Source organism: Pseudaestuariivita atlantica, from assembly GCF_001205715.1.
Classification (GTDB): domain Bacteria; phylum Pseudomonadota; class Alphaproteobacteria; order Rhodobacterales; family Rhodobacteraceae; genus Pseudaestuariivita; species Pseudaestuariivita atlantica.
The window spans coordinates 159038-180657 of record NZ_AQQZ01000004.1; the positions used below are offsets into that span (position 1 = coordinate 159038).

Annotated in this window: 19 protein-coding genes; 10 read left to right on the top strand and 9 right to left on the bottom strand. The window is 66.8% G+C overall.

The window, feature by feature from the left end; genetic code table 11:
• Positions 1 to 20: 20 nt before the first annotated feature.
• The 5 genes from ATO11_RS10155 (at position 21) to ATO11_RS10175 (ending at position 5704) form a co-directional block, all read left to right on the top strand.
• The gene (locus ATO11_RS10155) at positions 21 to 1103 is read left to right on the top strand and encodes a polyamine ABC transporter substrate-binding protein (protein ID WP_050530760.1); all 1083 of its coding nucleotides are present in this window, start codon (positions 21 to 23) and stop codon (positions 1101 to 1103) included.
• Between the two features lie 63 nt (positions 1104 to 1166).
• Positions 1167 to 2459 (top strand): ABC transporter ATP-binding protein, encoded by a 1293-nt coding sequence (locus ATO11_RS10160; protein WP_050530761.1) that lies wholly within the window; start codon positions 1167 to 1169, stop codon positions 2457 to 2459.
• 220 nt (positions 2460 to 2679) lie between these two features.
• Positions 2680 to 3567 (top strand): ABC transporter permease subunit, encoded by an 888-nt coding sequence (locus ATO11_RS10165; RefSeq protein ID WP_050530762.1) that lies wholly within the window; start codon positions 2680 to 2682, stop codon positions 3565 to 3567.
• Positions 3564 to 4379 carry an ABC transporter permease gene (locus ATO11_RS10170; protein WP_050530763.1) on the top strand — a complete coding sequence of 272 codons (816 nt, stop codon included), beginning with the start codon at positions 3564 to 3566 and terminating at the stop codon, positions 4377 to 4379. The genes ATO11_RS10165 and ATO11_RS10170 overlap by 4 nt, the downstream gene beginning before the upstream one ends.
• The gene (locus ATO11_RS10175) at positions 4376 to 5704 is read left to right on the top strand and encodes an NAD(P)/FAD-dependent oxidoreductase (RefSeq protein ID WP_050530764.1); all 1329 of its coding nucleotides are present in this window, start codon (positions 4376 to 4378) and stop codon (positions 5702 to 5704) included. Before ATO11_RS10170 ends, ATO11_RS10175 begins: the two co-directional genes overlap by 4 nt.
• Positions 5705 to 5717: 13 nt before the next feature.
• On the opposite strand, the gene ATO11_RS10180 is transcribed toward ATO11_RS10175, so the two are convergent.
• The 4 genes from ATO11_RS10180 to ATO11_RS10195 are packed head-to-tail and all read right to left on the bottom strand — an operon-like array spanning position 5718 to position 9600.
• Positions 5718 to 6704, bottom strand: coding sequence for a sterol desaturase family protein (locus ATO11_RS10180; RefSeq protein ID WP_050530765.1), 987 nt, complete (start codon positions 6702 to 6704; stop codon positions 5718 to 5720).
• A 58-nt stretch (positions 6705 to 6762) separates the two neighbouring features.
• Positions 6763 to 8394, bottom strand: coding sequence for a choline dehydrogenase (locus ATO11_RS10185; protein WP_050530766.1), 1632 nt, complete (start codon positions 8392 to 8394; stop codon positions 6763 to 6765).
• Positions 8391 to 9146 (bottom strand): class II aldolase and adducin N-terminal domain-containing protein, encoded by a 756-nt coding sequence (locus ATO11_RS10190; RefSeq protein ID WP_050530767.1) that lies wholly within the window; start codon positions 9144 to 9146, stop codon positions 8391 to 8393. Before ATO11_RS10190 ends, ATO11_RS10185 begins: the two co-directional genes overlap by 4 nt.
• A 25-nt stretch (positions 9147 to 9171) precedes the next feature.
• The gene (locus ATO11_RS10195; protein ID WP_050531093.1) at positions 9172 to 9600 is read right to left on the bottom strand and encodes a VOC family protein; all 429 of its coding nucleotides are present in this window, start codon (positions 9598 to 9600) and stop codon (positions 9172 to 9174) included.
• 64 nt (positions 9601 to 9664) lie between these two features.
• Between ATO11_RS10195 and ade the strand changes: the two genes are divergently transcribed.
• The 3 genes from ade (at position 9665) to ATO11_RS10210 (ending at position 13412) form a co-directional block, all read left to right on the top strand.
• Entirely contained in the window at positions 9665 to 11470 is a 1806-nt protein-coding gene (ade, locus tag ATO11_RS10200) for an adenine deaminase (RefSeq protein WP_050530768.1), read from the top strand.
• On the top strand, positions 11470 to 12954 hold the full coding sequence (locus ATO11_RS10205; RefSeq protein ID WP_050530769.1) for an AMP nucleosidase: 1485 nt from the start codon (positions 11470 to 11472) through the stop codon (positions 12952 to 12954). Before ade ends, ATO11_RS10205 begins: the two co-directional genes overlap by 1 nt.
• 170 nt (positions 12955 to 13124) lie before the next feature.
• Positions 13125 to 13412, top strand: coding sequence for an HU family DNA-binding protein (locus ATO11_RS10210; protein ID WP_050530770.1), 288 nt, complete (start codon positions 13125 to 13127; stop codon positions 13410 to 13412).
• Positions 13413 to 13475: 63 nt separating this feature from the next.
• On the opposite strand, the gene ATO11_RS10215 is transcribed toward ATO11_RS10210, so the two are convergent.
• From ATO11_RS10215 to mutY, 3 genes are all read right to left on the bottom strand, one after another.
• Positions 13476 to 15527, bottom strand: a complete 2052-nt coding sequence (locus ATO11_RS10215; protein ID WP_050530771.1) for an Ig-like domain-containing protein — start codon at positions 15525 to 15527, stop codon at positions 13476 to 13478.
• A 289-nt stretch (positions 15528 to 15816) separates the two neighbouring features.
• The gene (locus ATO11_RS10220; protein WP_050530772.1) at positions 15817 to 16950 is read right to left on the bottom strand and encodes an alkane 1-monooxygenase; all 1134 of its coding nucleotides are present in this window, start codon (positions 16948 to 16950) and stop codon (positions 15817 to 15819) included.
• A 95-nt stretch (positions 16951 to 17045) separates the two neighbouring features.
• Positions 17046 to 18083 (bottom strand): A/G-specific adenine glycosylase, encoded by a 1038-nt coding sequence (mutY, locus tag ATO11_RS10225; protein WP_050530773.1) that lies wholly within the window; start codon positions 18081 to 18083, stop codon positions 17046 to 17048.
• Positions 18084 to 18164: 81 nt separating this feature from the next.
• On the opposite strand from mutY, the gene ATO11_RS10230 reads away from it, so the two are divergent.
• Both ATO11_RS10230 and ATO11_RS10235 read left to right on the top strand, forming a co-directional pair.
• Complete coding sequence (locus ATO11_RS10230; protein ID WP_050530774.1) at positions 18165 to 18680, top strand: DUF721 domain-containing protein; 516 nt, start codon at positions 18165 to 18167, stop codon at positions 18678 to 18680.
• 32 nt (positions 18681 to 18712) lie between these two features.
• Positions 18713 to 19402 (top strand): DsbA family protein, encoded by a 690-nt coding sequence (locus tag ATO11_RS10235; protein WP_050531094.1) that lies wholly within the window; start codon positions 18713 to 18715, stop codon positions 19400 to 19402.
• Positions 19403 to 19406: 4 nt separating this feature from the next.
• Here the strand turns inward: ATO11_RS10235 and lpxK are convergent, their stop codons facing one another.
• Both lpxK and ATO11_RS10245 read right to left on the bottom strand, forming a co-directional pair.
• Entirely contained in the window at positions 19407 to 20402 is a 996-nt protein-coding gene (gene lpxK, locus ATO11_RS10240) for a tetraacyldisaccharide 4'-kinase (protein WP_050530775.1), read from the bottom strand.
• Complete coding sequence (locus ATO11_RS10245; RefSeq protein ID WP_050530776.1) at positions 20402 to 21619, bottom strand: 3-deoxy-D-manno-octulosonic acid transferase; 1218 nt, start codon at positions 21617 to 21619, stop codon at positions 20402 to 20404. The genes lpxK and ATO11_RS10245 overlap by 1 nt, the downstream gene beginning before the upstream one ends.
• Between the last annotated feature and the right edge of the window lies 1 nt (position 21620).

Genomic DNA, 21620 nt, shown 5'->3' on the forward strand with positions numbered 1-21620 from the left:
GGCGACAAGGGGAGACTTACATGAAACACCTGGCACTCTGCGCCGCCTCCACGCTGGCGCTCGCCACCGCGGCCTTCGCCGAAGAGGTCCGCGTCTACAACTGGTCCGACTATATCGACGAGGACCTGCTGACCAAGTTTGAGGAAGAGACCGGGATCGACCTGATCTACGACGTGTTCGATTCCAACGAACTGCTGGAAACCAAGATGCTGGCCGGCGGCTCGGGCTATGACGTCGTCGTACCCTCGGGCACCTTCCTGCAACGCCAGATCGCGGCAGGCGCGTTCCAGAAACTCGACATGTCGAAATTGCCCAACGCCGACAACATGTGGGACGTGATCGAAGCGCGCACCGCGCAGTACGACCCCGGCAACGAGTATTCGATCAACTACATGTGGGGCTCGACCGGGATCGGCGTGAACGTCGGCAAGGTAAAGGAAATTTTGGGCGAGGACGCGCCCATGGGCTCGCTGTCGCTGATCTTCGACCCGGCCAACATGGAAAAGCTGGCCGAATGCGGCGTGCACTTCCTCGACGCCCCGGCCGAGATGATCCCGGCCGCGCTGGCATACCTGGGCAAGAACCCCGACAGCCACGACAAGGCCGATATCGAGATGACTGAAGCGGTCTTTGCCGGCATCCGCCCCTACGTGCAGAAATTCCACTCGTCGGAATACATCAACGCGCTGGCGAACGGCGAAATCTGCGTCGCCTTCGGCTGGTCGGGTGACATCCTGCAGGCCCGCGACCGCGCGGCCGAGGCCGATAACGGCGTCGAGATCGCGTATAACGCGCCCTCCGAAGGTGCCCTGATGTGGTTCGACCAGATGGCGATCCCCGCCGACGCACCGAACCCCGACGGCGCGCACAAGTTCCTGAACTTCATCATGGACGCCGAGAACATGGCGGCGGCGTCGAACTACGTCTACTACGCCAACGGCAACCTCGCCTCGCAGCCGATGCTGGAAGAGGACGTGATCGGCGACACCGCGATCTACCCGGACGCGGCGACGCTCGAAAACCTCTACACCACGACGCCCTATGACGCGAAAACCCAGCGCGTCGTGACGCGCCTGTGGACCAAGGTGAAATCGGGCACCTGAGCCTGATCCTCCGGGGCGGCCGCGCGCCGCCCCGATCCCAGCACTTCAAGGACGCTGCCCTGCATGGTCAATGCCGCCGAGTTCGAACCATGGTCGGACCCTGACGCCGTCCCGCTGATCCGCTTCCAGAACGTCACCAAACGGTTCGGCGAATTCACCGCCATCGACGACCTGACCATCGACATCTACGAACAGGAATTCTTCGCCCTTCTCGGCCCGTCGGGCTGTGGCAAGACCACCCTGATGCGGATGCTCGCCGGGTTCGAAGCCCCGACCTCCGGCACCATCACGCTGGGTGGAGAGGACATGGCAAACCGCCCCGCGAACAAGCGACCCGTGAACATGATGTTCCAGTCCTACGCGCTGTTCCCGCATCTCACCGTGCGCGACAACATCGCATTCGGGCTGAAACGCGAAGGCCGCGATGCGGCCTTCATCGCGGCCCGCGTGGACGAGATGCTGAAACTCACCCGGCTCGAACGCTTCGGCGCGCGCAAGCCGCACCAGATCTCGGGCGGTCAGCGACAGCGCGTGGCGCTGGCCCGGTCGCTGGCCAAGGCGCCCAAGCTCCTGCTTCTGGACGAACCCCTGGGCGCGCTCGACAAGAAACTGCGGCAGGACACGCAGTTCGAGCTGATGGAAATCCAGGAAACGACCGGGACCACCTTCGTCATTGTCACCCATGACCAGGAAGAGGCGATGACCGTCGCCTCCCGCGTCGCGGTGATGAACGAGGGCCGGATCGAGCAGGTGGACACGCCCGACCGTATCTACGAGTTGCCGAATTCCACCTACGTCGCGGACTTCATCGGGGAGATCAACCTGTTCCCCGGCACCGCCCGTCGCACCGACCCGCCCGCACCACCGGACGGCACGGCACCCGCCGCCGCGAAGTCCGAGTCCCAGCCGCCCGCGAACGAGGCTGCCGGGTGGCTCGTCTCCCGCCTCAGCCCGATCTTCGGGGAGGGTGCGGACGGCAAGTCCGGCGCGCCCGACGGACCCGCGCTCTTGCCCCGCCCCGACGGGTTGGAAATCGACTGGGCCGAAGGCGCCGACCCGATCGTCGTGTCGAACGCGACCGAAGGGCTCGATGGCGGTGCCGTCACCTTCGCCATCCGCCCCGAGAAGATCGCCGTCAGCGCCGACCGGCCCGACCTGCCGAACGCGTTCCAGGGCAAGGTGATCGACATCGCCTATCTCGGCAACGTGTCGACCTACCATGTCGAACTTCCCACCGGGCAGATCGTCAAGGCGCAGACCGCCAACACCCGCCGCATATCGGCCCGCGCCTTCACGTGGGACGATACCGTCTGGATCGGCTGGACCGATACGGCAGGCGTGGTGCTTTTGAGATGACATGCGCGCCACCCATTCGGCGCGGAATCAAGGCCGCAGGCCGCCGCGCCATCGACGGGCCGCCTCCACGGCACGTCGATTTGGCTGGTGCTGCAAGATCGCGGGAAAGCCAGAAGGATCCGGCTGACATAAATCGCTTCGCGTCACGGTCGGATCGACGCGCCGCGGCCCGTCAATGCCACGGCTTGCACCCGGCTCCATTGCGAACGGAGGCCCACCCATGCGCCGCCTCCTGATCGCGATCCCCTACCTGTGGCTGCTCGCCCTTTTCCTCGTCCCGTTCCTGATCGTCCTGAAGATCTCTCTCAGCGACACGGCGCTGGCGATCCCGCCCTATACGCCCACCATCGACCTGTCCGAAGGATGGGCCAGCTTCCGCGCCTTCCTCACCGGCCTCGATTTCGAGAACTTCGTCTGGCTAACTGAGGATGACCTCTACTGGAAAGCCTACCTCTCCTCGCTCTGGATCGCGGCATCGTCCACCGCCATCACGCTGGTCGTCGGCTACCCCATCGCCTACGCCATGGCCCGCTCGCCCGACGAATGGCGCGCGACGCTCCTGATGCTGGTGATCCTGCCCTTCTGGACGTCCTTCCTCATCCGCGTCTACGCGTGGATGGGCATCCTCGCGCAGGAAGGGCTGCTCAACCAGCTCTTGCTCTGGACCGGCATCATCTCGGAACCGCTCACGATCCTGAACACCAACACCGCCGTGTATATCGGCATCGTCTACACCTACCTGCCCTTCATGATCCTGCCGATCTATGCCGCCCTTGAACGGATGGACGACAGCCTGATCGAGGCCGCGACCGACCTCGGCTGCTCGCGCATGTCGGCCTTCTGGCTGGTCACGATACCTTTATCGAAGAACGGGATCATCGCCGGGTGCTTCCTCGTCTTCATCCCGGTGATCGGCGAATTCGTCATCCCCTCGCTTCTTGGCGGGTCGGGGACGCTGATGATCGGCAAGGTCCTGTGGGAGGAGTTCTTCAACAACCGCGACTGGCCCGTCGCCTCGGCCGTCGCCGTGATCCTGCTTCTGATCCTGATCGTCCCGATCATCCTGTTTCAGCGCAACGAACAGCGCGCGCGGGAGATGGACGAATGAAGCGCTTCACATGGTTCAACGCCACGTCCCTGACGCTGGGCTTCGCGTTTCTCTACCTGCCCATGGTCATCCTCGTGATCTACTCGTTCAACGCTTCCAAACTGGTGACCGTCTGGGCGGGCTTCTCGACCCGCTGGTACGGCGAGTTGATGCAGAACGAGGCGTTTCTCGACGCCGCGTGGGTCACGATCAAGGTCGCGGTCATGTCGTCGACCATTGCCACCGTGCTCGGCACCATGGCCGCCTACCTCTTGGTCCGGGCCGGGCGGTTCACCGGACGCACGCTCTTCACTGGCATGATCTACGCTCCGCTCGTCATGCCCGAAGTCATCACCGGCCTGTCGCTTTTGCTGCTCTTCATCGGGATCGGGCTGGACCGGGGCGTGCTGACCATCGTGCTGGCGCATACCACCTTCTCGATGTGCTACGTGTCGGTCGTGGTGTCCTCGCGCCTGACCTCGTTCGACCGCTCGCTGGAAGAAGCCGCGCTGGACCTTGGCTGCACACCGTTCCAGGCCTTCCGGCTGGTGACCCTGCCGATCATCGCGCCTGCCGTCATCTCGGGCTGGCTGCTGGCCTTTACGCTCTCGCTCGACGACCTCGTGATCGCCTCGTTCACGTCAGGCCCTGCCGCGACGACCCTCCCGATCAAGATCTTCTCGGCCGTCCGCCTGGGCGTCAGCCCCGAGATCAACGCGCTGTCGACCCTGATGATCGCCGTCGTGACGGTGGGGGTCATCATCGCCTCGCTCGTCTCGAAACGCGCGGCAGTGGCGCGCGCGCGGGACGACGCGGCCGCCGCCCGCGCGTGAGGCGGCCCTATCCCGCCCATGCCTATGGCGACGCCCCGCGCGCCGCCTGCTACTGGCCCACGACCATCGACGCTCCCGTATGGTCGCCGCTGGACGGCCCCGCACAGGCCGATGTCGCCATCATCGGCGGAGGCTTCACCGGCCTTTCCGCCGCGCTGCACCTCGTCGAACAGGGCGTGTCGGTCGCGCTGGTCGACGCGCGGCAGCCCGGCTGGGGCGCGTCCGGGCGCAACGGCGGGTTCTGCTGCCTTGGCGGCGCGATGCTGCCCCACGCGCAGATGGACAGGCAGTTCGGCGACGGCGCGGGGCGCGACTGGGCCGCAACCGAACGCGACGCGGTCGCCACGGTGGATGCGCTCGTCACCCGCCTCTCTCTCGACATCGACCGCCACTCACGGGGGGAGACGATGCTCGCCCATTCACCCCGCGCATGGGACGAAACGCGCAGGCACGCAGAGGAGGTTGCCGCCCTGCACGACATCACGCCGGAACTGATCCCGCCAGACGCAATGCACGCCGCCGGCATGGCCGGGCCGTTTCACGGGGCGCTGACCGTGCCCATCGGCTTTGGTCTGAACCCGCTCAAATACCTCACCGGCCTCGCCCGCGCCGCCACCTCTGCCGGGGCACGCCTGTCTGGCGACACGCCCGCGACGGGCATCACCCGGCAGTCCGGCGGCTGGCGGGTGACGACGCCGCGTGGCGAGATCACCGCCGATCAGGTGATCGTCGCCACCAACGGTTATTCCTCGGACGACCTGCCCGACTGGCTGCGCGGGCGCTTCCTGCCCGCGCAATCGGCGGTGCTGGTGACCGATCCGATCCCCGACGACATCGCAACCGAACAGGGCTGGACGAGCGGCCAGATGGCCTACACCACGCGCACCTTCCTGCACTACCTGCGGCGGATGCCTTGCGGGCGGATGCTGTTCGGGATGCGCGGCTCGCTCCTGTCCAGCACCCGCGCCGATGCACGGGCCGAGGCACGCCTGCGCCGGCACTTCGCCGCCCTGTTTCCCCGCTTCGCGCAACTCCCCGCCCGGCACGTCTGGTCGGGACTGGTGAGCCTGTCCGCCCGCATGGCGCCCTTCTGCGGGCCGGTGCCCGACCAGCCGGGGCTGTGGGCCGCGCTCAACTACCACGGCAACGGGGTGGCGATGGGCAGCCATTGCGGCGCGATCCTTGCCGACATGGTGACAGGTGGCCGCACCGACCGCGCCCATGCCGCCTTCCTGTCACAACCGCCGCCCCGCTTTCCGGGCGGGCGATTCCGCCGCCACCTTCTGTGGCCCGCCTATGGCTGGACGATGTTGACCGACCGCTGACGGGCGCGCGGCCTCAGGTATACATCTGCGTCTTCCGCGCCCGCGTCTCCCGCGTGGCCTCTTCCGACCCGTCATGGAACGACCCGAACCAGCGGTCCCACGGCATCTCCACCGTGCCGTAATTGCACTCGAAATAGCGGTGGTGCAGCTGGTGGAAGAAATCCCCCATTTTCGCCCGCTTCGCATCGGCGACGTACAACTGCTCGAACCCCGAATGGGAAAAGATCGGGTGCACCGACTGCATGTAGCCATGGAACAGCACGTGGATTGGTGAGGACGGCAGGACGAGGTGGATCGCAAAGTTCGTGTAGAACAGCAGGTGTTCCAGCGGATGCATCGAGATGCCCGACCACGGCCCCACGTTCACGTTCCGATGGTGCAGCGCATGCGCGCGCTTGTAGACGACCGGCACGTGCAGCAGCCGGTGCACCCAGTAAAAGTGGAACGAGCTCCAGACAACGAGCACCGGGAACATCGCCACGAACCAGACCGGGTTCTCGCGCGGATGGATCACCGGCGCCCAGCCGTTTGCCATCGCCCAGAAGACCAACCATTGCGCCACCGTCCACAGCGTGATGCCGCTGGCGATGGTCCAGAACATGTTGTCATGCACCTGGTTGCGGAATGTGAAGCTGCCATTGTCCGTCGCCGGGTCGCGCGGATCGAACTTGAACCGCTTCTCCTGCGCGCGCCATCGGTAGAGCCACAGGTGCAGCACCCCGGCGAGCGTGCAATGCGGGATCAGGTTGGCGAGCCAGACGTGCAGCATCCAGCCCGGCGCCCATGTCTGCATCTCGGCCAAGGGCGGCAACAGCAGCCAGTAGAAGGCAAAGGCCAAGGCAACCGCCAGCGTCGTCGTCGACACCACCAGCCAATAGGCCGCGTACCAGCGCAGCACCGCCATCGGGCGTGGAGGCCAGCTGAACAGCGGGTTCAGCGCCACGCGCCCCGGATGGTGGTTCCAGCGGTCCGTCTCGGTGCCCAGTGACGTGTCGCTCATGGTGCGTCCTCCCTTCCGTTCCGGGCCATCCTGCGCCGCACGGTCCGGGGTGCGCCTGTCAGGATGCGACCTTGGTGTCGCTGTCGAACGCGAAGGGCGGGCGTTCGGGCGGCAATTGCGCGCGGCCCCGGATCATGTCCGCCGCCCGCGCCGCGATCATCTGCACCGGCGCGTTGAGGTTGCCTCCCACGATCCGCGGCATAACCGAGGCATCGACAACCCGCAGGCCCGCGACCCCCCGCACCCGCATCTCGTCATCCACCACGTCACCCATCGCGCAGGTCCCGCAGGGGTGGAAATCGGTTTCCAGCGCGCGGCGCACCCATGCGGCGATGTCGGCATCCGTCGTCGCCCCGGCCCCCGGCGCGATCTCGGCCCCGGCAAGGCCGTGGAACGCCGGTTGCGACACCAGCGCACGCAAGGCCCGCACCCCTTCGACCAGTTGCCGCAGGTCTTCCGCCTGGTCGAGGTAGTTGAACCGCAGCGCCGGCCGCGCCCGTGGATCGGCAGAGGCCAACCGCACCTCCCCCCGGCTTTCGGGGCGTAAGAGGTCGATATGCACGGCAAAGGCCTGGCTGACGCTCAGGCGGTCGCCCTCGTAGGCGAAACCGACCGGCGCGAAATGGTATTGCAGGTTGCCCCGCGCGACCCGGTCGTTGCCGCGCACGATGCCACCCGCCTCCCAGATGTTCGACGCTGCCACCCCGTCGCGGAAGAACACCCACCGCGCACCGGCGCGCAGCTTGGGCAGGGGTTGGTCGATGCGGTGAATGGGAAAATGTTTACGGCATTCGAACTGCACCACGACCGTCGCGTGATCCATCAGGTTCCCGCCCACGCCCGGCAGGTCGGCCACCACGTCGATCCCGTGTTCGGCCAGATGATCGGCGGGCCCCACGCCCGACAGCATCAGAAGCTGAGGCGAGTTGAAGGCCCCGCCCGACAGGATGACCTCCCCCGCCTCCACCCGTTCCGCGCGCCCGCGATGGTGAAAGCGGACCGCAACCGCGCGACCGTTCTCGATCTCCACCCGGTCCACCTGCGCGCCGGTCTTCAGCGTCAGGTTGGGCCGCCGCAGGGCCGGGCGCAGATGCGCCACCGCCGCGCTGCACCTCCGCCCGTGCCGCTTGGTCGCGTCGAACCGCGCGACGCCTTCGGGCTGATACCCGTTCAGATCGTCGGACCGGCCCTGCCCGGCCTGCGCTCCCGCCTCCAGAAACGCATCGTATAACGGGTTGTCATAGGACGACCGGCACACGCCCAGCGGCCCGTCGGCCCCGCGCCAGGCATCGCCACCCTCGGCCCGCGCCTCGCCCGCGCGGAAATAGGGCAGGCAGCGATCATAGGACCACCCGGTCAGCCCCGCCTGCGCCCATTCGTCGTAATCGCGCGGATGCCCGCGCATGTAGACCATCGAGTTGATCGAAGACGATCCGCCCAGAACCCGGCCCCGTGGCTGGAACACGCCACGCCCTCCCAGAGCCTCCTGCGCCTCGGACGTGTCGTTCCAGTTGAGCCCCGGCTTGTGCCATACCGAATGCACGCCTGCCGGGATATGGATCATCAGGTCCCGGTCGACCGGCCCGGCCTCCAGCACCAGCACGCTCCGCGTCGGGTCCTCGCTCAGCCGGTTGGCAAGGACCGAGCCTGCCGACCCGGCCCCCACGATGACCACGTCATAGGCGCTCACGCGGCATAGTCCGACCCTTCCGCGTCAAGGATCGCCTTCAGCTCTGCCAGATGGCGGATGTCCTGTTCGGGATAGTTCTCGATCTCGTCGGCCGTCTTGGCCGCAATCTCGTCCGGCAGGATCGCCAGCGGGCGGCCGGTCTGCAATGCGCGGACATAGACCTCGCTCGCGCGTTCGAAGAAATACATCCGGTTGAAGGTCTGCGCGACGGTCTGGCCGATCACCATGATGCCGTGATTGCCCATCACCATCACCGTCTTCTTCGGGTCCGCGAACAGGGCGGCGCAGCGCTCCCCCTCTTCCTCGAACGCGAGCCCGCCATATTCGTCATCCACGACCTGCCGGTCATAGAACATCGCCGCATTCTGATCGAGCGGCGGCAGGATCTTGTCCTGCAGGCAGGCCAGCACCGTCGCATGAACCGAATGGACATGCATCGCGCAGCGCGCATGGGGGCAGCGCCGGTGGATGCTGCCATGCAGCCCCCAAGCCGTCGGATCGGGCGCGTCGGGGCCTTTCAGCGTGTCGGGATCGTTGGCATCGAGGAACAGCATGTCCGACGCGCGCACCCGGCTGAAATGCACCTGGTTGGGGTTCATCAGGAACTGCGTCCCGTCCTCGTTCACCGACAACGAGAAATGGTTGGCCACGGCCTCGTGCATGTTCAGCCGCGCGGTCCAGCGGAACGCTGCGGCCAGATCGACCCGCTCCTGCCAGTGATCCATGTTCGGTCTCAACTCGGTTACGGCCATCGCACCCTCCCTGCTGCGTTTCTGGTCACTCGTCGTCTGTCGGGCGGCTTGGCACCCACGCATACCCGTTGTCGTCGAGGATATAGGCCTCGCGCAAGCCATGTGGCTTGTTTTCCGCCTCCGCGAGGATCATCGCGCCCGCCGCCCTCGCCTTTTTCACCGCCTCGTCCGGGTCGGTGTGGAACAGCCGCAACTCGATCCCGCCACCCCTTGCGCCCGCTTCGGGCAGAAGCGACGGCAGCGGGTTGGAATGATAGGTGCCGTCGGAATGCAGCTGCAGGACATGCCCGTGATAGGCGAGGATGGCGAAATCCGCGCTCACCCGATGCGCCACGATCCCGAACACGTCCCGCAGGAAGGCAACCTCGGCCACGACATCGCGCACCAGCAGGTTCACGCCGAACCCCGTCAGGCCCGCACCAAACGCCTCGGCAGAGATCGTCTCGTAATCCATGAAACCTCCATGACACGCGGCCAGCATCGCTTGAACCCGCGCTGGCCCCATGCCAGTTTACGACATGGAGCCGACGACTTTTCCCACATGGGCCGAATGTGCCGCCGATCTGGTCGCTGTCGCGGCGGGCCGCGCGCCTGCCGACACCGTGATCAGGGGCGGCATCTGGGTCAATGTCCACACGCGCGAAGCCCTCCCCGACCATGACATCGCCATCGCCCGCGGGCGCATCGCCTATGTCGGGCCGGACGCGTCGCACTGCACCGGCCCCGACACCACGGTGATCGAGGCGCGCGGGCGCTACATGGTGCCGGGCCTCTGCGACGGGCACATGCACATCGAGTCGGGCATGCTGACCCCGGCCGAGTTTGCCCGCGCGGTGATCCCCCACGGCACCACCACGATGTTCACCGACCCGCATGAAATCGCCAACGTGCTGGGCCTCGACGGCGTGCGCATGATGCATGACGAGGCCGCGCTGCAACCGATCAACATCTTCACCCAGATGCCCTCCTGCGCGCCCTCCGCGCCGGGGCTTGAGACGACGGGCCACGAAATCACGCCCGCCGACGTGGCCGAGGCGATGACTTGGCCCGGCATCATCGGGTTGGGAGAGATGATGAACTTCCCCGGCGTGGTCGCCGGCGACGACAAGATGCTGGCGGAAATGGCCGCGACCTCCGCCGCGGGCAAGACGATCGGCGGGCATTATGCCTCCCCCGACCTCGGCCCCGCCTTCCACGCCTACGCGGCGGGTGGCCCGGCGGATGACCACGAAGGCACGCAAGAGGCCGACGCCATCGCCCGCGCCCGGCAGGGCATGCGCGCGATGCTGCGGCTGGGCAGCGCGTGGTACGATGTCGAGGCACAGATCACCGCCATTACCGAAAAGGGGCTCGACCCGCGCGGGTTCATCCTGTGCACCGACGATTGCCATTCCGGCACGCTGGTCAATGACGGCCATATGAACCGCGTGGTGCGCCACGCGATCGATTGCGGCTGTGACCCGCTGGTGGCGCTGCAGATGGCGACGCTCAACACCGCCACCCATTTCGGGCTGGAACGCGAACTGGGCTCCATCGCGCCCGGTCGCCGCGCCGACGTGATCCTGACCTCCGACCTCGCAACCCTGCCGATCGAGACGGTGATCGCGCGCGGGCAGGTCGTGGCGACCGACGGCACCTGCACCGTGGACTGCCCGCATTACGACTGGCCCGACAGCGCGCGACAGACGGTGAACATGGCCCGCGACCTCTCCGCCCAGGATTTCGAGATCGCCGCGCCCCAGGGCGCCAACCACGTCACCGCCCGCGTCATCGGCGTGGTCGAGAACCAGGCGCCCACGCAGGCCCTGTCCCGCACCCTCTCTGTCACCGACGGGCGGGTCGATCCGGACGCTGCGCAGGACGTGGCCCAGATTGCGCTTGTCGAACGCCACCGCGCGACGGGCGGCGTCGTCAATGCCTTCGTGTCCGGCTTTGGATATGACGGGCACATGGCCATGGCCTCCACCGTGGCGCATGACAGCCACCACATGATCGTGGTGGGCACCGACCGCGCCAACATGGCCGCCGCCGCGAACCACCTGCGCGCCTTGGGCGGCGGCATCACCGTCTGGCGCGACGGTGCCGAGCTTGCCAGCGTGCCCCTGCCCATCGCGGGCCTCATGTCCGACAGCCCCGCCAGCGACGTCGCCCGACAGGCAGACGCGATGATGGCGGCGATGCGGACCTGCGGCTGCACGCTCAACAACGCCTACATGCAGCATTCGCTGCTCGCCCTCGTCGTGATCCCGGAATTGCGGATCTCCGATCTCGGGCTCGTGGACGTGACCCGTTTCGAATTCACCGACCTCTTCGAGGACAGCTGATGCAAGGCCTGACCGACGCCGCCAATGCCTACCTGACGCCCAGCGTGCCCTCCACGCAAAGCTTCACCGACCCCGCCGCGGCGGTGGACCGGTTGCAGGAGATCTATGACATCTCCACCACCTTCCTGTGCGAGGCGTTCAAATCGGCGCTGGTCGATGGCCACCCCGGCACCCGCATCCGCGCCTTCTATCCCGAGGTGCGGATCACCACCGAAACCTTCGCCAAGGTCGACAGCCGCCTCGCCTTCGGCCACGTGTCGCATCCCGGTACCCACACCGCGACGATCACCCGGCCCGACCTGTTCCGCGACTACCTGATCCAGCAGATCAGGCTGGTGGTCAGCAATCACGGCCAGCCGGTCGAAATCGGCATTTCGGGCACGCCGATGCCGGTGCATTTCGCGGTCGCCAACGACGCAACGCTCAATGTCCCGCAGGAAGGCGCGGCCGAGTTCATCCTGCGCGACGTGTTCGACGTGCCCGACCTCAGCACCACCAACGACGACATCGTCAACGGCACCTATGTCAGCCCCGACGGGACCGAACCGCTCGCCCCCTTCACCGCGCAGCGGGTGGATTACTCGCTGGCCCGGCTGGCGCATTACACCGCGACCGATCCGGCGCATTTCCAGAACCACGTCCTGTTCACCAACTACCAGTTCTACGTCTCGGAATTCGAAGCCTATGCCCGCGCGGCGCTGGCCAATCCCGACAGCGGGTATTCAAGCTTCGTCTCGACCGGCAACCGGGTCATCACCGACCCGTCCGAACCGATCCCCGAGACGTCCAAGATGCCGCAGATGCCGACCTACCACCTGACCCGCCCGGACCGGTCCGGGATCACGCTGGTCAATATCGGGGTCGGCCCGTCCAACGCGAAAACGGCGACCGATCACATCGCCGTCCTGCGCCCCCATGCATGGCTGATGGTCGGGCATTGCGCGGGCCTGCGGAACTCGCAATCGCTGGGCGATTTCGTCCTCGCCCACGCCTACCTGCGCGAAGACAAGGTGCTGGATGCCGACCTGCCCGTCTGGGTCCCGATCCCGGCACTGGCCGAGATCCAGATCGCGCTGGAACAGGCCGTGGCCATGGAGACCCAGCTGGAAGGCTACGACCTGAAACGCATCATGCGCACGGGCACCGTTGCCTCGGTCGACAACCGCAACTGGGAACTGCGCGAACATACCGGCCCGGTGCAGCGGCTCAGCCAGTCCCGCGCCGTTGCGCTGGACATGGAAAGCGCCACGATCGCGGCCAACGGGTTCCGCTTCCGCGTCCCCTACGGCACGCTTCTGTGCGTGTCCGACAAGCCCCTGCATGGCGAGCTGAAACTGCCCGGCATGGCCTCGTCCTTCTACAAGACGCAGGTGGCGCGGCACCTCATGATCGGCATCCGCGCGATGGAGACGCTGCGCGAAATGCCGTTGGAACGCATCCACAGCCGGAAGCTCCGCTCGTTCGAGGAAACCGCGTTTCTGTGACGCTTACCGGCGTGTTACCTTGCGTCACCCTCCGCAACCCGTGGTGGAGGCCCCAAAATGCATGTTTTTTGGGGTGTTTTGCCCACAATTTGTTGTGTTGCGTCGGCAAACCCTCTTAAATGCCGCAAATGAAGCCGTAACAGACAGGCACAGGCAAGGAGACAGATACGATGGCCAAAGCGATGACCAAGACCCAACTGATTGCGGCACTGGCCGAAGAAATGGGCACCGACAAGAAATCGGCAAGCGCGGCGCTCGACGCCGTGTCGAACCTGATCACCCGCGAAGTCGCGGGCGGCGGCGCCGTCACCATTCCGGGCATCGGCAAGTTCTACTGCCGCGAACGCCCCGAGCGCATGGTGCGCAACCCCGCCACGGGCGAGCAGTTCAAGAAAGACGCCGACAAGGTCGTGAAAGTGACCATCGCGAAGGCGCTGAAGGATTGCGTGAACGAGTGATCCCGCGTCACCACCGACATCACAGGAAAGCCAGCCACCCGGCTGGCTTTTCCATTTTCGGGGTCAGGCGAACACGTCGTCGGTGACGTCTTCGGCGCTCTCCCCGGCCAGCGTTTCCAGCGTCTGGCCGTCCGGGCGGGCAAGGCTGTCCATCAGGTCCGCCCCGTCCGGCGCGATCCATTCAAGGTACAACGACTGCTCTCCCGTCCGCTCGAAGTAATCGACTTCAACCTCGTGCAGGCCCCGTTCAAGGAACACCTCGCCCACAATCAACTGCTGCTCGCCCGTCTCTTCATGCCCAACCACGGTCGTGCCGTCGACGCTCAGACGCACCCCGTCATCGGCATAAAGCAGGAAGCGGTAAACGCCCGCCTCCTCCACGTCGACCTCCTGCGCGAACCGGGCTGCGAAGTAATCGGTCGGCCCGCCCTCCCACAACGCGCCGGTCTGGTCGAGGAAGCTCAGCGTTGACACCATGTCGGTCGCATCCGGCGTGACAGAGAAATCCACGTCGCCAAGACCCTGCACATCCGATGACAGCGCGAAAAAGCTGGCGTCGAACCCCGCCGGCCCGGCCTCGTCATCGGCCACCATGACCGGGTCAGGCTCCGCCCCGGCTTCTTCCGGGGCACCGGCCACGCCGTTGTCGAGCGTGATGAAGATGTCGGTCTGGTCGAACCCGCCGCGCCCGTCCGACACGGAATAGCTCAGAACATCCGAGACGCCCGTTGCGGGGGCCACGTATTCGATCCGCCCGTCGATCAGTTCTGCCGATCCGAGCACCGGCTGCGCGATCGCCTGGATGGTCAGGGGATCGCCATTGCCGTCGGTATCGTTGTCCAGCACGTCCAGCCACACCGTCTGCCCCAGCGGCACGATGATGTCGTCCGGCATCGCCTCGGGGAGGGTGTTCTCGCCGGGATCGATCATCGGGTCGGGGTCGTCCACCATGTCGGGTTCCGGCACCGGCGGCGGGGCGGGCGGCGTCGGGTCCGGCGCGACGACGGTCATGGTCAGCGTACCGGTCGCGGTGCCGCCATTGCCATCGGACACGGTATAGGTGACTTCGGACGTCCCGGTCGTGCCATCGGCGGTGAAATAGATGAACTCGCCCACCACTTCGGCCATGCCGCTGCCCGCCACGCTCACCGACGTGATCGTCAGCGGGTCGCCATCGGGGTCGCTGTCATTGGCCAGCACAAGGATTTCTGAGGTCGTGTCGGTGAACATCTCGAACGCGTCATCCACGACCATCGGGTCGCTGTTGGGATCCGCGCCGACACCACCGCCCACCTCCGCCTGGTAGGTCTCGACCGCCGCGTGGATCTCGGTCGTCAGCGCGGCATAGTTCGACGCCACCAGCAGGTGAATGTTCGCGGGCACGGTGAAGGTGTCGGGCGCGGGCTCGCCATAGATCGCGGAATAGGTGATGAGCGAGGCAAGGAAATAGGTCGTCTCGGTCCCGTGGGGGGCGTTGTCGACGAACAGGTCATCCACCGGGATATCCGCCAGCGTGCCGGTGAACAGGTCGGCCAGCACGGGCGCCACGGGCACCAGCAGCAGGTTGGCATCCGGGTTCGCGGCATTGGCCGCGTCGATCAGGTCGACGAACCAGTCGTGATAATCGCCGGACGTGTATGCGTAATACGCCGCCTCTGCGTTGGCGCTGGGCGGGACGGTGGCGGCAAACGGCCCCATGTCAGCCCAGCCTTCATAGATCAGCACGTCCGCCGACGGATAATCCGCCCGAACGTCCGCCACGATTTCATTCACCGCGTCGAGCGGAGAACGCGTGTCGAACGCGTAATCGGCATCCGGGCCCTGGTACTGGATGAAGTTCGCGGGCGTGATCAGGACCGAGTTGAACCCCGCCTGCGCGAATGTCTCGGTATCGCCGTCCCAGCTGTCGGTAACACCGGGAAACCCCCAACTGTCCAGAGGCTCCGGCCGGTCGGCAAAGTTGCGCAGGAACCCGTAACCGCCCGTCGCGGCATAGGTGTTGCCCGCTTCCTCGGCCAACTGGTCCAGCCAGACGAGGATGTTGGTCTCGCCGCTGCCGCCGGCGAAATTCACCAGCGAATTGCCGAAGATATACTGCGAAACACTGGTCGGCATCGGGACACACACTCGGTCGGGGGGCCTTGGACAAGGCCGCGATCAGGGTCGATCTTCACACGTGATGAGGTGCGCCGCCCCAGTCCTGCCCGGCCCGGCGACAAGACGTCCCCACCGACGCCAGAGGTACAGCGGATTCAGATTCGGTCAACGGGGAGAGGCGCAGCCGAATTCCCAAACTGTTGCCGTGCCGTGAACTCTGCACATTGGAGCCACGTCAATGTTAACGCTCCGTGAACAACGGCTGCAAGAATTCGCCGGCGCCTTTTCGCGCCCGGCAGCCCCTCGCCTAGCGCGGCAGCGGGTTGGTCCCGGAATTGTACGACGACCAGTCGCTAATGTCGGGGTAATTGCGCGCGCGCCACGCCTTGACGCGCGGGTTCATGACCCGCCGCCACAGCGACGGAAACATCGCCGCGATGGTCATCACCGGGTAGCCATAGGGCAATTGCGGCGCCTCGTCCGTGCCATAGGTCTGCAACAGCGGGAACCGGCGGTCGGGCTTGTAATGGTGGTCGGAATGGCGCTGCAGGTTGATCAGCAGCCAGTTCGACGCCCGGTGCGCCGCGTTCCACGAATGGTGCGGCTTGACATGTTCGTATTTGCCCTCGCCCAGGTGACGACGGGTCAGCCCGTAATGTTCGACGTAGTTGACCAGTTCCAGCTGCCAGATGGCGACGATGGCCTGCGTGACGAACATCCAAAGGCCGATCCACCCGCCCAGCAACGCCGCCAGTACCAGCATCCCCGCCTGCAACGCCCAGTAACGCCAGAACGGGTTCGACCTGTCCCACCACGGCTTGCCCTTGCGCGCCAGCATCGCGCGTTCGGCGGTGAACGCCGACGCGCCACATTCGACCAACACGCGCGGGAAGAAGCGGAAGAAGCCTTCGCCATACCGCGCGGTCACCGGGTCCTTCGGCGTTGCGACATAGCGGTGGTGCACCAGCAGGTGCTCGCTTCGGAAATGGGAATACAGGACCATGGCCAGCAGGATATCCCCCATCCAGCGTTCGACCCTGTTTTTCTGGTGCATCAGCTCGTGGCTGTAATTGATCCCGATGGTGCCCGAAATCACGCCCATGCCGAAGGCCAGCCCGAAAATCTCCCACCCGTTCAGGTGATCGGCGCGGGCGGCGTACCAGATCAGCGCGAACAGCGTGACGAACTGCACCGGCGCCCAGATCAGCGTGATCAGCGTGTACCAGCGCAGATGCTCGTCCCCGATCTCGGGATCGGCGTTCTGTTCGTTCAGGCCGGTCACGAAGTCGAGGCCCGAAAACAGGTACCACGTCGTCAGCGGCAGCAAGAGCACCCACCAGCCGCCCTGCGTCGCACTGACCCAGATCAGCGGGATCAGCAGGATCGACATCCAGAACGGCAAGGCGTTTTGCAGTTTGGCGACCTGTGCGGCACTCAGCATTTCATCCGGCTCCCATCGGTATGCGCGCAGTTTACCGGCGCGGCACGGGGCGTATCAAAGGATATTGACGCATTTAGGGCGGGTGTGACCCAAGGTCACGCCAGCGCATGCACCTTGCGCATCAGCGTCGGCAGGTCCTTCGGGTCAAACGCCCCGGCCTCGATGAAGGTGCCACGCGCGGGTGCGCGGTCCATCGGGACAAGCGCGGTGCGCACCGCAAGGCGCAGGTGGAAATGGGTGAAGGTGTGCCGCGCCTCGGCGCCCGCATCCTTCCACTCCGCCGCGATCGGCGGATCCTCCTGCGGGGCATCGTCCCATGCGCTGCACGGCCAGCCCAGCGTGCCGCCCAGCAGCCCCTTGTCCGGCCGCCGTTCCAGCAACAGCGCCCCGTCCACCCGCCGCGCGACATAGGCGATGCCAAGCCGCGTGGGTTTCTTTTTCTTCGGGGCCTTCTTCGGCAGGTCCACGTGGCTGCCCGCCAGCCGCCCCGCGCAGCCGTCCCGCCACGGGCACAGGCCGCAGGCCGGGTTGCGCGGCGTGCAGACCGTCGCGCCAAGGTCCATGACCGCCTGGGCATAATCGCCGGGCCGCACCTCTGGCGTCAGGTCGGCGGCCAGCGCCGTCAGTTCCGCCTTGGCCTTGGGCAACGGAGTGTGGATGTCGCGCAGGCGGGCAATCACCCGCTCTACATTGCCGTCCACCACCGTCTCGGGCAGATCGAACGCAATCGCCGACACCGCCGCCGCCGTGTAGGGGCCAATCCCCGGCAACGCGCGCAGCGCGTCGGGGTCGGCGGGAAACGCGCCACCATGCCGGTCGACCACCGCGCGGGCGCATTTCAGCAGGTTCCGCGCGCGGGCGTAGTATCCAAGCCCCGCCCACGCCGCCATCACGTCCCCGTCCTCGGCCGCGGCAAGGTCGGCCACGGTTGGCCAGCGCGTCACGAAGGTTCGGAAGTAGTCGCGCACCGCCGCCACGGTCGTCTGCTGCAACATGATCTCCGACAGCCACACAGCATAGGGATCTGGCCGCACGCCCTCGGCCCGCGCGGCCGGACCCACGCGCCACGGCATCACCCGCGCATGCCGGTCGTACCACGCCAGAAGCGTCGCGCTCAGGTCCGCGTCACGCAATCGTTATGCCTCCGTGTGTGCGATTAGAGGATGCCTCCCGCCGCACTTGGGCTTAAACTCGTGATCCAAGGAGTCAACGCGATGTCCCGCCACACCGGCACGACCCGAGGGTTCAAACGTACCGCCACGCTGCTGGAAAAGCGCGTGCGCGCGGCCTCGTCCACGCGCGGTTTCTCCGAATCGCGGGTGCTGACCCACTGGCACGACATCGTGGGCGAACAGATCGCGGCCATCGCCCGCCCGGTCGAGGTGTCGTATTCCCGCGGCGGGATGGGCGCGACGCTGACAGTGCTGACCACCGGCGCGCAGGCCCCGATGCTGGAGATGCAGAAGGAAGACCTGCGCGCCCGCGTCAACGCGACCTACGGCTACAACGCCATCGCCCGCATCCGCATCACCCAGACCGCGCCCACCGGTTTCGCCGACGGCAAGGTACAGTTCAACCGCTCCCGCGCGCCTGAAACACCCGCCGCCCCGGCCCCCGAAACCCGCGCCCGCGCCGCCGCCGCGCGCGCCGATGTCGCAGACACCGACCTGGCCGAAGCGCTGGAACGTCTCGCGCTCAACGTCTATTCCAAGCCTAACCCGCGCGGCTGAAAGCTGCGCCTGACTGAATGAAAGGTCCGCTGATGAACCGCCTGTTCTATGTCGCCGTCTTCGCCATCGCCCTCATCGCGGGTGGCGGATGGAAACTGCTGCAACCCTCGCCCGAACAAGTCGCCTCGGGCGCGTTCCCGCTGCCCGGTGCCGCCATGGCCCAAGAGACGACCGCAACCGACGATGACGCCGCCGCGCCCGAGATCATGGAAATGGTCCTCGGCGCCGAAGACGCACCGGTCGAGATCATCGAATATGCCAGCTACACCTGCCCCCATTGCGGCAACTTCCACAACGGGCCGTACAAGCAGCTGAAGGCCGATTACATCGACACCGGCAAGGTCAGGTTCGTGTATCGCGAGGTCTATTTCGACCGCTACGGCGTCTGGGCCTCGATGATCGCCCGCTGCGCCGGCACGCAAGAAGCGTTCTTCGGCATCACCGACATGCTGTATGAAACCCAGTCCTCGTGGTCTCGCGCCGGGTCCGACGCCGCCATCGCCGACGAGTTGCGCAAGATCGGGCGCGTCGCGGGCATCTCGGCCGACCAGATGGAGGCCTGCCTGACCGATGGCGACAAGGTCCGCGCGCTGGTCGAATGGTTCCGCGCCAACGCGACCGAGCACAATATCGATTCGACCCCCAGCTTCGTCATCAACGGCACCAAGTACGCCAACATGCCCTATGACGAGATGTCGGCCCTGATCGAAGAGGGGCTTTGATCCCTTAAGCTGACAGCACCCGATCCAGCGCGGCATCCAGCGGCGCGGGATCGGCAAACGACAAGCGGACCGGCAGGGCGAGCACGTCCCGCCGGTCTTCTGCGTTCAGGCGGATCGCATCCTTTTCGGTCGTGACAAGCTGCGCGCCCAGTCGCCGCGCATCCGCCTTCAGCCGCGCCACCAGTTGCGGCGGCAGCGCCTGGTGATCCGACAACGGCACCGCCTGCACGACATCCGCCCCCAGCACCCGCAGCGTGTCAAAGAACTTCTCGGGCCGCCCGATCCCGGCAAAGGCCAGAACCCGCGTGCCCTCCCATTCCATGCCCGTCGGCAAGGGCGTCAACTCGGCACCGATGCAGGGCACCGGCAGGTCCCGGCGCACCATGAAATCCGCCTGCGCCTCTGCCGGGCCGATGGCGATCACGAGGTCGGCGCGTTTCAGCCCGGCCTGCACCGGCTCCCGCAACGGCCCGGCTGGCAGGCACCGCCCGTTGCCGAACCCCACGCCCGCATCCACCACGACGATCGACAGGTCCTTGGCAATGGCCGGGTTCTGAAACCCGTCATCGAGGACCAGCACATCGACCTCCCCGGCCGCCTCGATCGCGCGGGCGCCCTCGGCCCTGTCCCGTGCGACCCAGACGGGCGCGACGGCGGACAGCAACAACGGCTCGTCCCCGACCTCGTCCGATTTGTGCGTCCGCTCGTCGACCCGCACCGGCCCTTGCAACGACCCGCCATATCCCCGCGACAGGACAACCGGGCGCAGCCCCCGCGCCGCGATCCGGTCGACCAGCGCCATGACCGTGGGCGTCTTGCCCGCCCCGCCCGCCGTCAGGTTGCCCACGCAGATCACCGGCATGGCGGGCCGCACTTGCGCGGGCTTCGCAACCCTCCGCGCCGTCGCCGCCGCCGTGATCCAGCCCAGCGGTGACAGCAGCCGCGCCTGCCAGCCCGGAGCGTCGGGCGGATTGTTCCAGAACGCCGGGGCCTGCGCCATCAGGCCCCGCCCCCGGCATCCAGCGTGTCCTGCACAAGGTCGACCACCATGTCGGTCGCCAGCGCCCCCGCCGTCGCGATCTGCCACCCGGCATGGGCCATCGCTGCGGCACGGTCCGGCGCGCTCAGATGCGACAGGGCCGTGGCCAGCTCCTGCGCCGTCTCCACCGACCGCGCGGCACCCGCATGCTGCAACCGGGCATAGGCCCCGCGATGCGCCGCGACATGCGGCCCGCAGATGATGGCCGACCCAAGCGACGCGGCGGGCCAAGGCGACCGGCCCACATGCGCCCGTGTCAGCGACGACCCAAGGATCGTGACCGGCGCCAGCCGCTGCCACAGACCCAGCGTTTCGACCTCGCGGGTGACCAGCACCTGCACCGCTTCGGTGATGTCCTCGCCCTCGTCCCGGTCCGCGAAGACCAGCGGCGAGCCGCGCTGGGCCGCCGCGAGAGCCTCGTCGAACCCCGGCCCCTCGCCCTGCAGGATCATCAGCGCGCGCGGTGCCAGCCGCGCCATCAGCTGGTGGGCCTCGACGATCATGGCGACCTCGTCGGCCCGGACGTGCAGCGCGGACCAGAGCGTGCGGTTGCGGGTGGTGTCGCGCAGGGCCTCCAGTTCGGCCTCGTTGCAGGGCGGCGGGACGGTGCCGACCTGCATGGGACCCGACAGGAACAGGTGATCGGGGTCGACGCCATAGCTGGCCAGCCGCCTTTCGGCATTGGCGGTCTCGGCGTAAATAGCTGAAAAGTATGGAAGAAGAGACGCGACGACCGAGGTGCCCCAGCGGAACCCCGGCACCGGCACGCCATCCTCAACGGCCGAGATCAGCGCCATCGGCACATCCGCCTCTGCCGCCGCCGCCAGCGCGGGCGCGGCCAGCGCGCCGCCGACCCACAGCCCCATATCCGGCGCGAAATGCTCGACGAAGCCCTTGGCATCACGCACTTTTTCCGGCAACTCACCCGCCCCGATCACGTCCTCGCGTGGGTCCGGTCGCGCCGCCAGGCCGGGCGCGGTGGTCATCACGACGGTCAGGCCGGGGCGCTGGGTCACCAGCCGGTCGATCAGGGGCAGGGCGATGTCGGCGACGGCCTCTACCCCGATGTGCAGCCACACCACCTCCCCCGCCGGGCGCGGCGCGTAAATCCTTGATCCTCCTGCCTCTTTTCGGCCCCGCAGGACCAGTTCGGCGGTCAGGGTCAGGGAGTGGCGCATG

Excerpts from the sequence above, each read along its gene's own strand:
- lpxK (WP_050530775.1), bottom strand. The coding sequence starts at position 20,402 with ATGGCGCAGGCCCCGGCGTTCTGGAACAATCCGCCCGACGCTCCGGGC.
- ATO11_RS10205 (WP_050530769.1), top strand. The coding sequence starts at position 11,470 with ATGCAAGGCCTGACCGACGCCGCCAATGCCTACCTGACGCCCAGCGTG.
- ATO11_RS10165 (WP_050530762.1), top strand. The coding sequence starts at position 2,680 with ATGCGCCGCCTCCTGATCGCGATCCCCTACCTGTGGCTGCTCGCCCTT.
- ATO11_RS10155 (WP_050530760.1), top strand. The coding sequence starts at position 21 with ATGAAACACCTGGCACTCTGCGCCGCCTCCACGCTGGCGCTCGCCACC.
- ATO11_RS10180 (WP_050530765.1), bottom strand. The coding sequence starts at position 6,704 with ATGAGCGACACGTCACTGGGCACCGAGACGGACCGCTGGAACCACCAT.
- ATO11_RS10220 (WP_050530772.1), bottom strand. The coding sequence starts at position 16,950 with ATGCTGAGTGCCGCACAGGTCGCCAAACTGCAAAACGCCTTGCCGTTC.
- ATO11_RS10215 (WP_050530771.1), bottom strand. The coding sequence starts at position 15,527 with ATGCCGACCAGTGTTTCGCAGTATATCTTCGGCAATTCGCTGGTGAAT.
- ATO11_RS10245 (WP_050530776.1), bottom strand. The coding sequence starts at position 21,619 with ATGCGCCACTCCCTGACCCTGACCGCCGAACTGGTCCTGCGGGGCCGA.
- ATO11_RS10195 (WP_050531093.1), bottom strand. The coding sequence starts at position 9,600 with ATGGATTACGAGACGATCTCTGCCGAGGCGTTTGGTGCGGGCCTGACG.
- ATO11_RS10210 (WP_050530770.1), top strand. The coding sequence starts at position 13,125 with ATGGCCAAAGCGATGACCAAGACCCAACTGATTGCGGCACTGGCCGAA.
- ATO11_RS10230 (WP_050530774.1), top strand. The coding sequence starts at position 18,165 with ATGTCCCGCCACACCGGCACGACCCGAGGGTTCAAACGTACCGCCACG.
- ATO11_RS10160 (WP_050530761.1), top strand. The coding sequence starts at position 1,167 with ATGGTCAATGCCGCCGAGTTCGAACCATGGTCGGACCCTGACGCCGTC.
- ATO11_RS10235 (WP_050531094.1), top strand. The coding sequence starts at position 18,713 with ATGAACCGCCTGTTCTATGTCGCCGTCTTCGCCATCGCCCTCATCGCG.
- ATO11_RS10190 (WP_050530767.1), bottom strand. The coding sequence starts at position 9,146 with ATGGCCGTAACCGAGTTGAGACCGAACATGGATCACTGGCAGGAGCGG.
- ade (WP_050530768.1), top strand. The coding sequence starts at position 9,665 with ATGGAGCCGACGACTTTTCCCACATGGGCCGAATGTGCCGCCGATCTG.
- ATO11_RS10170 (WP_050530763.1), top strand. The coding sequence starts at position 3,564 with ATGAAGCGCTTCACATGGTTCAACGCCACGTCCCTGACGCTGGGCTTC.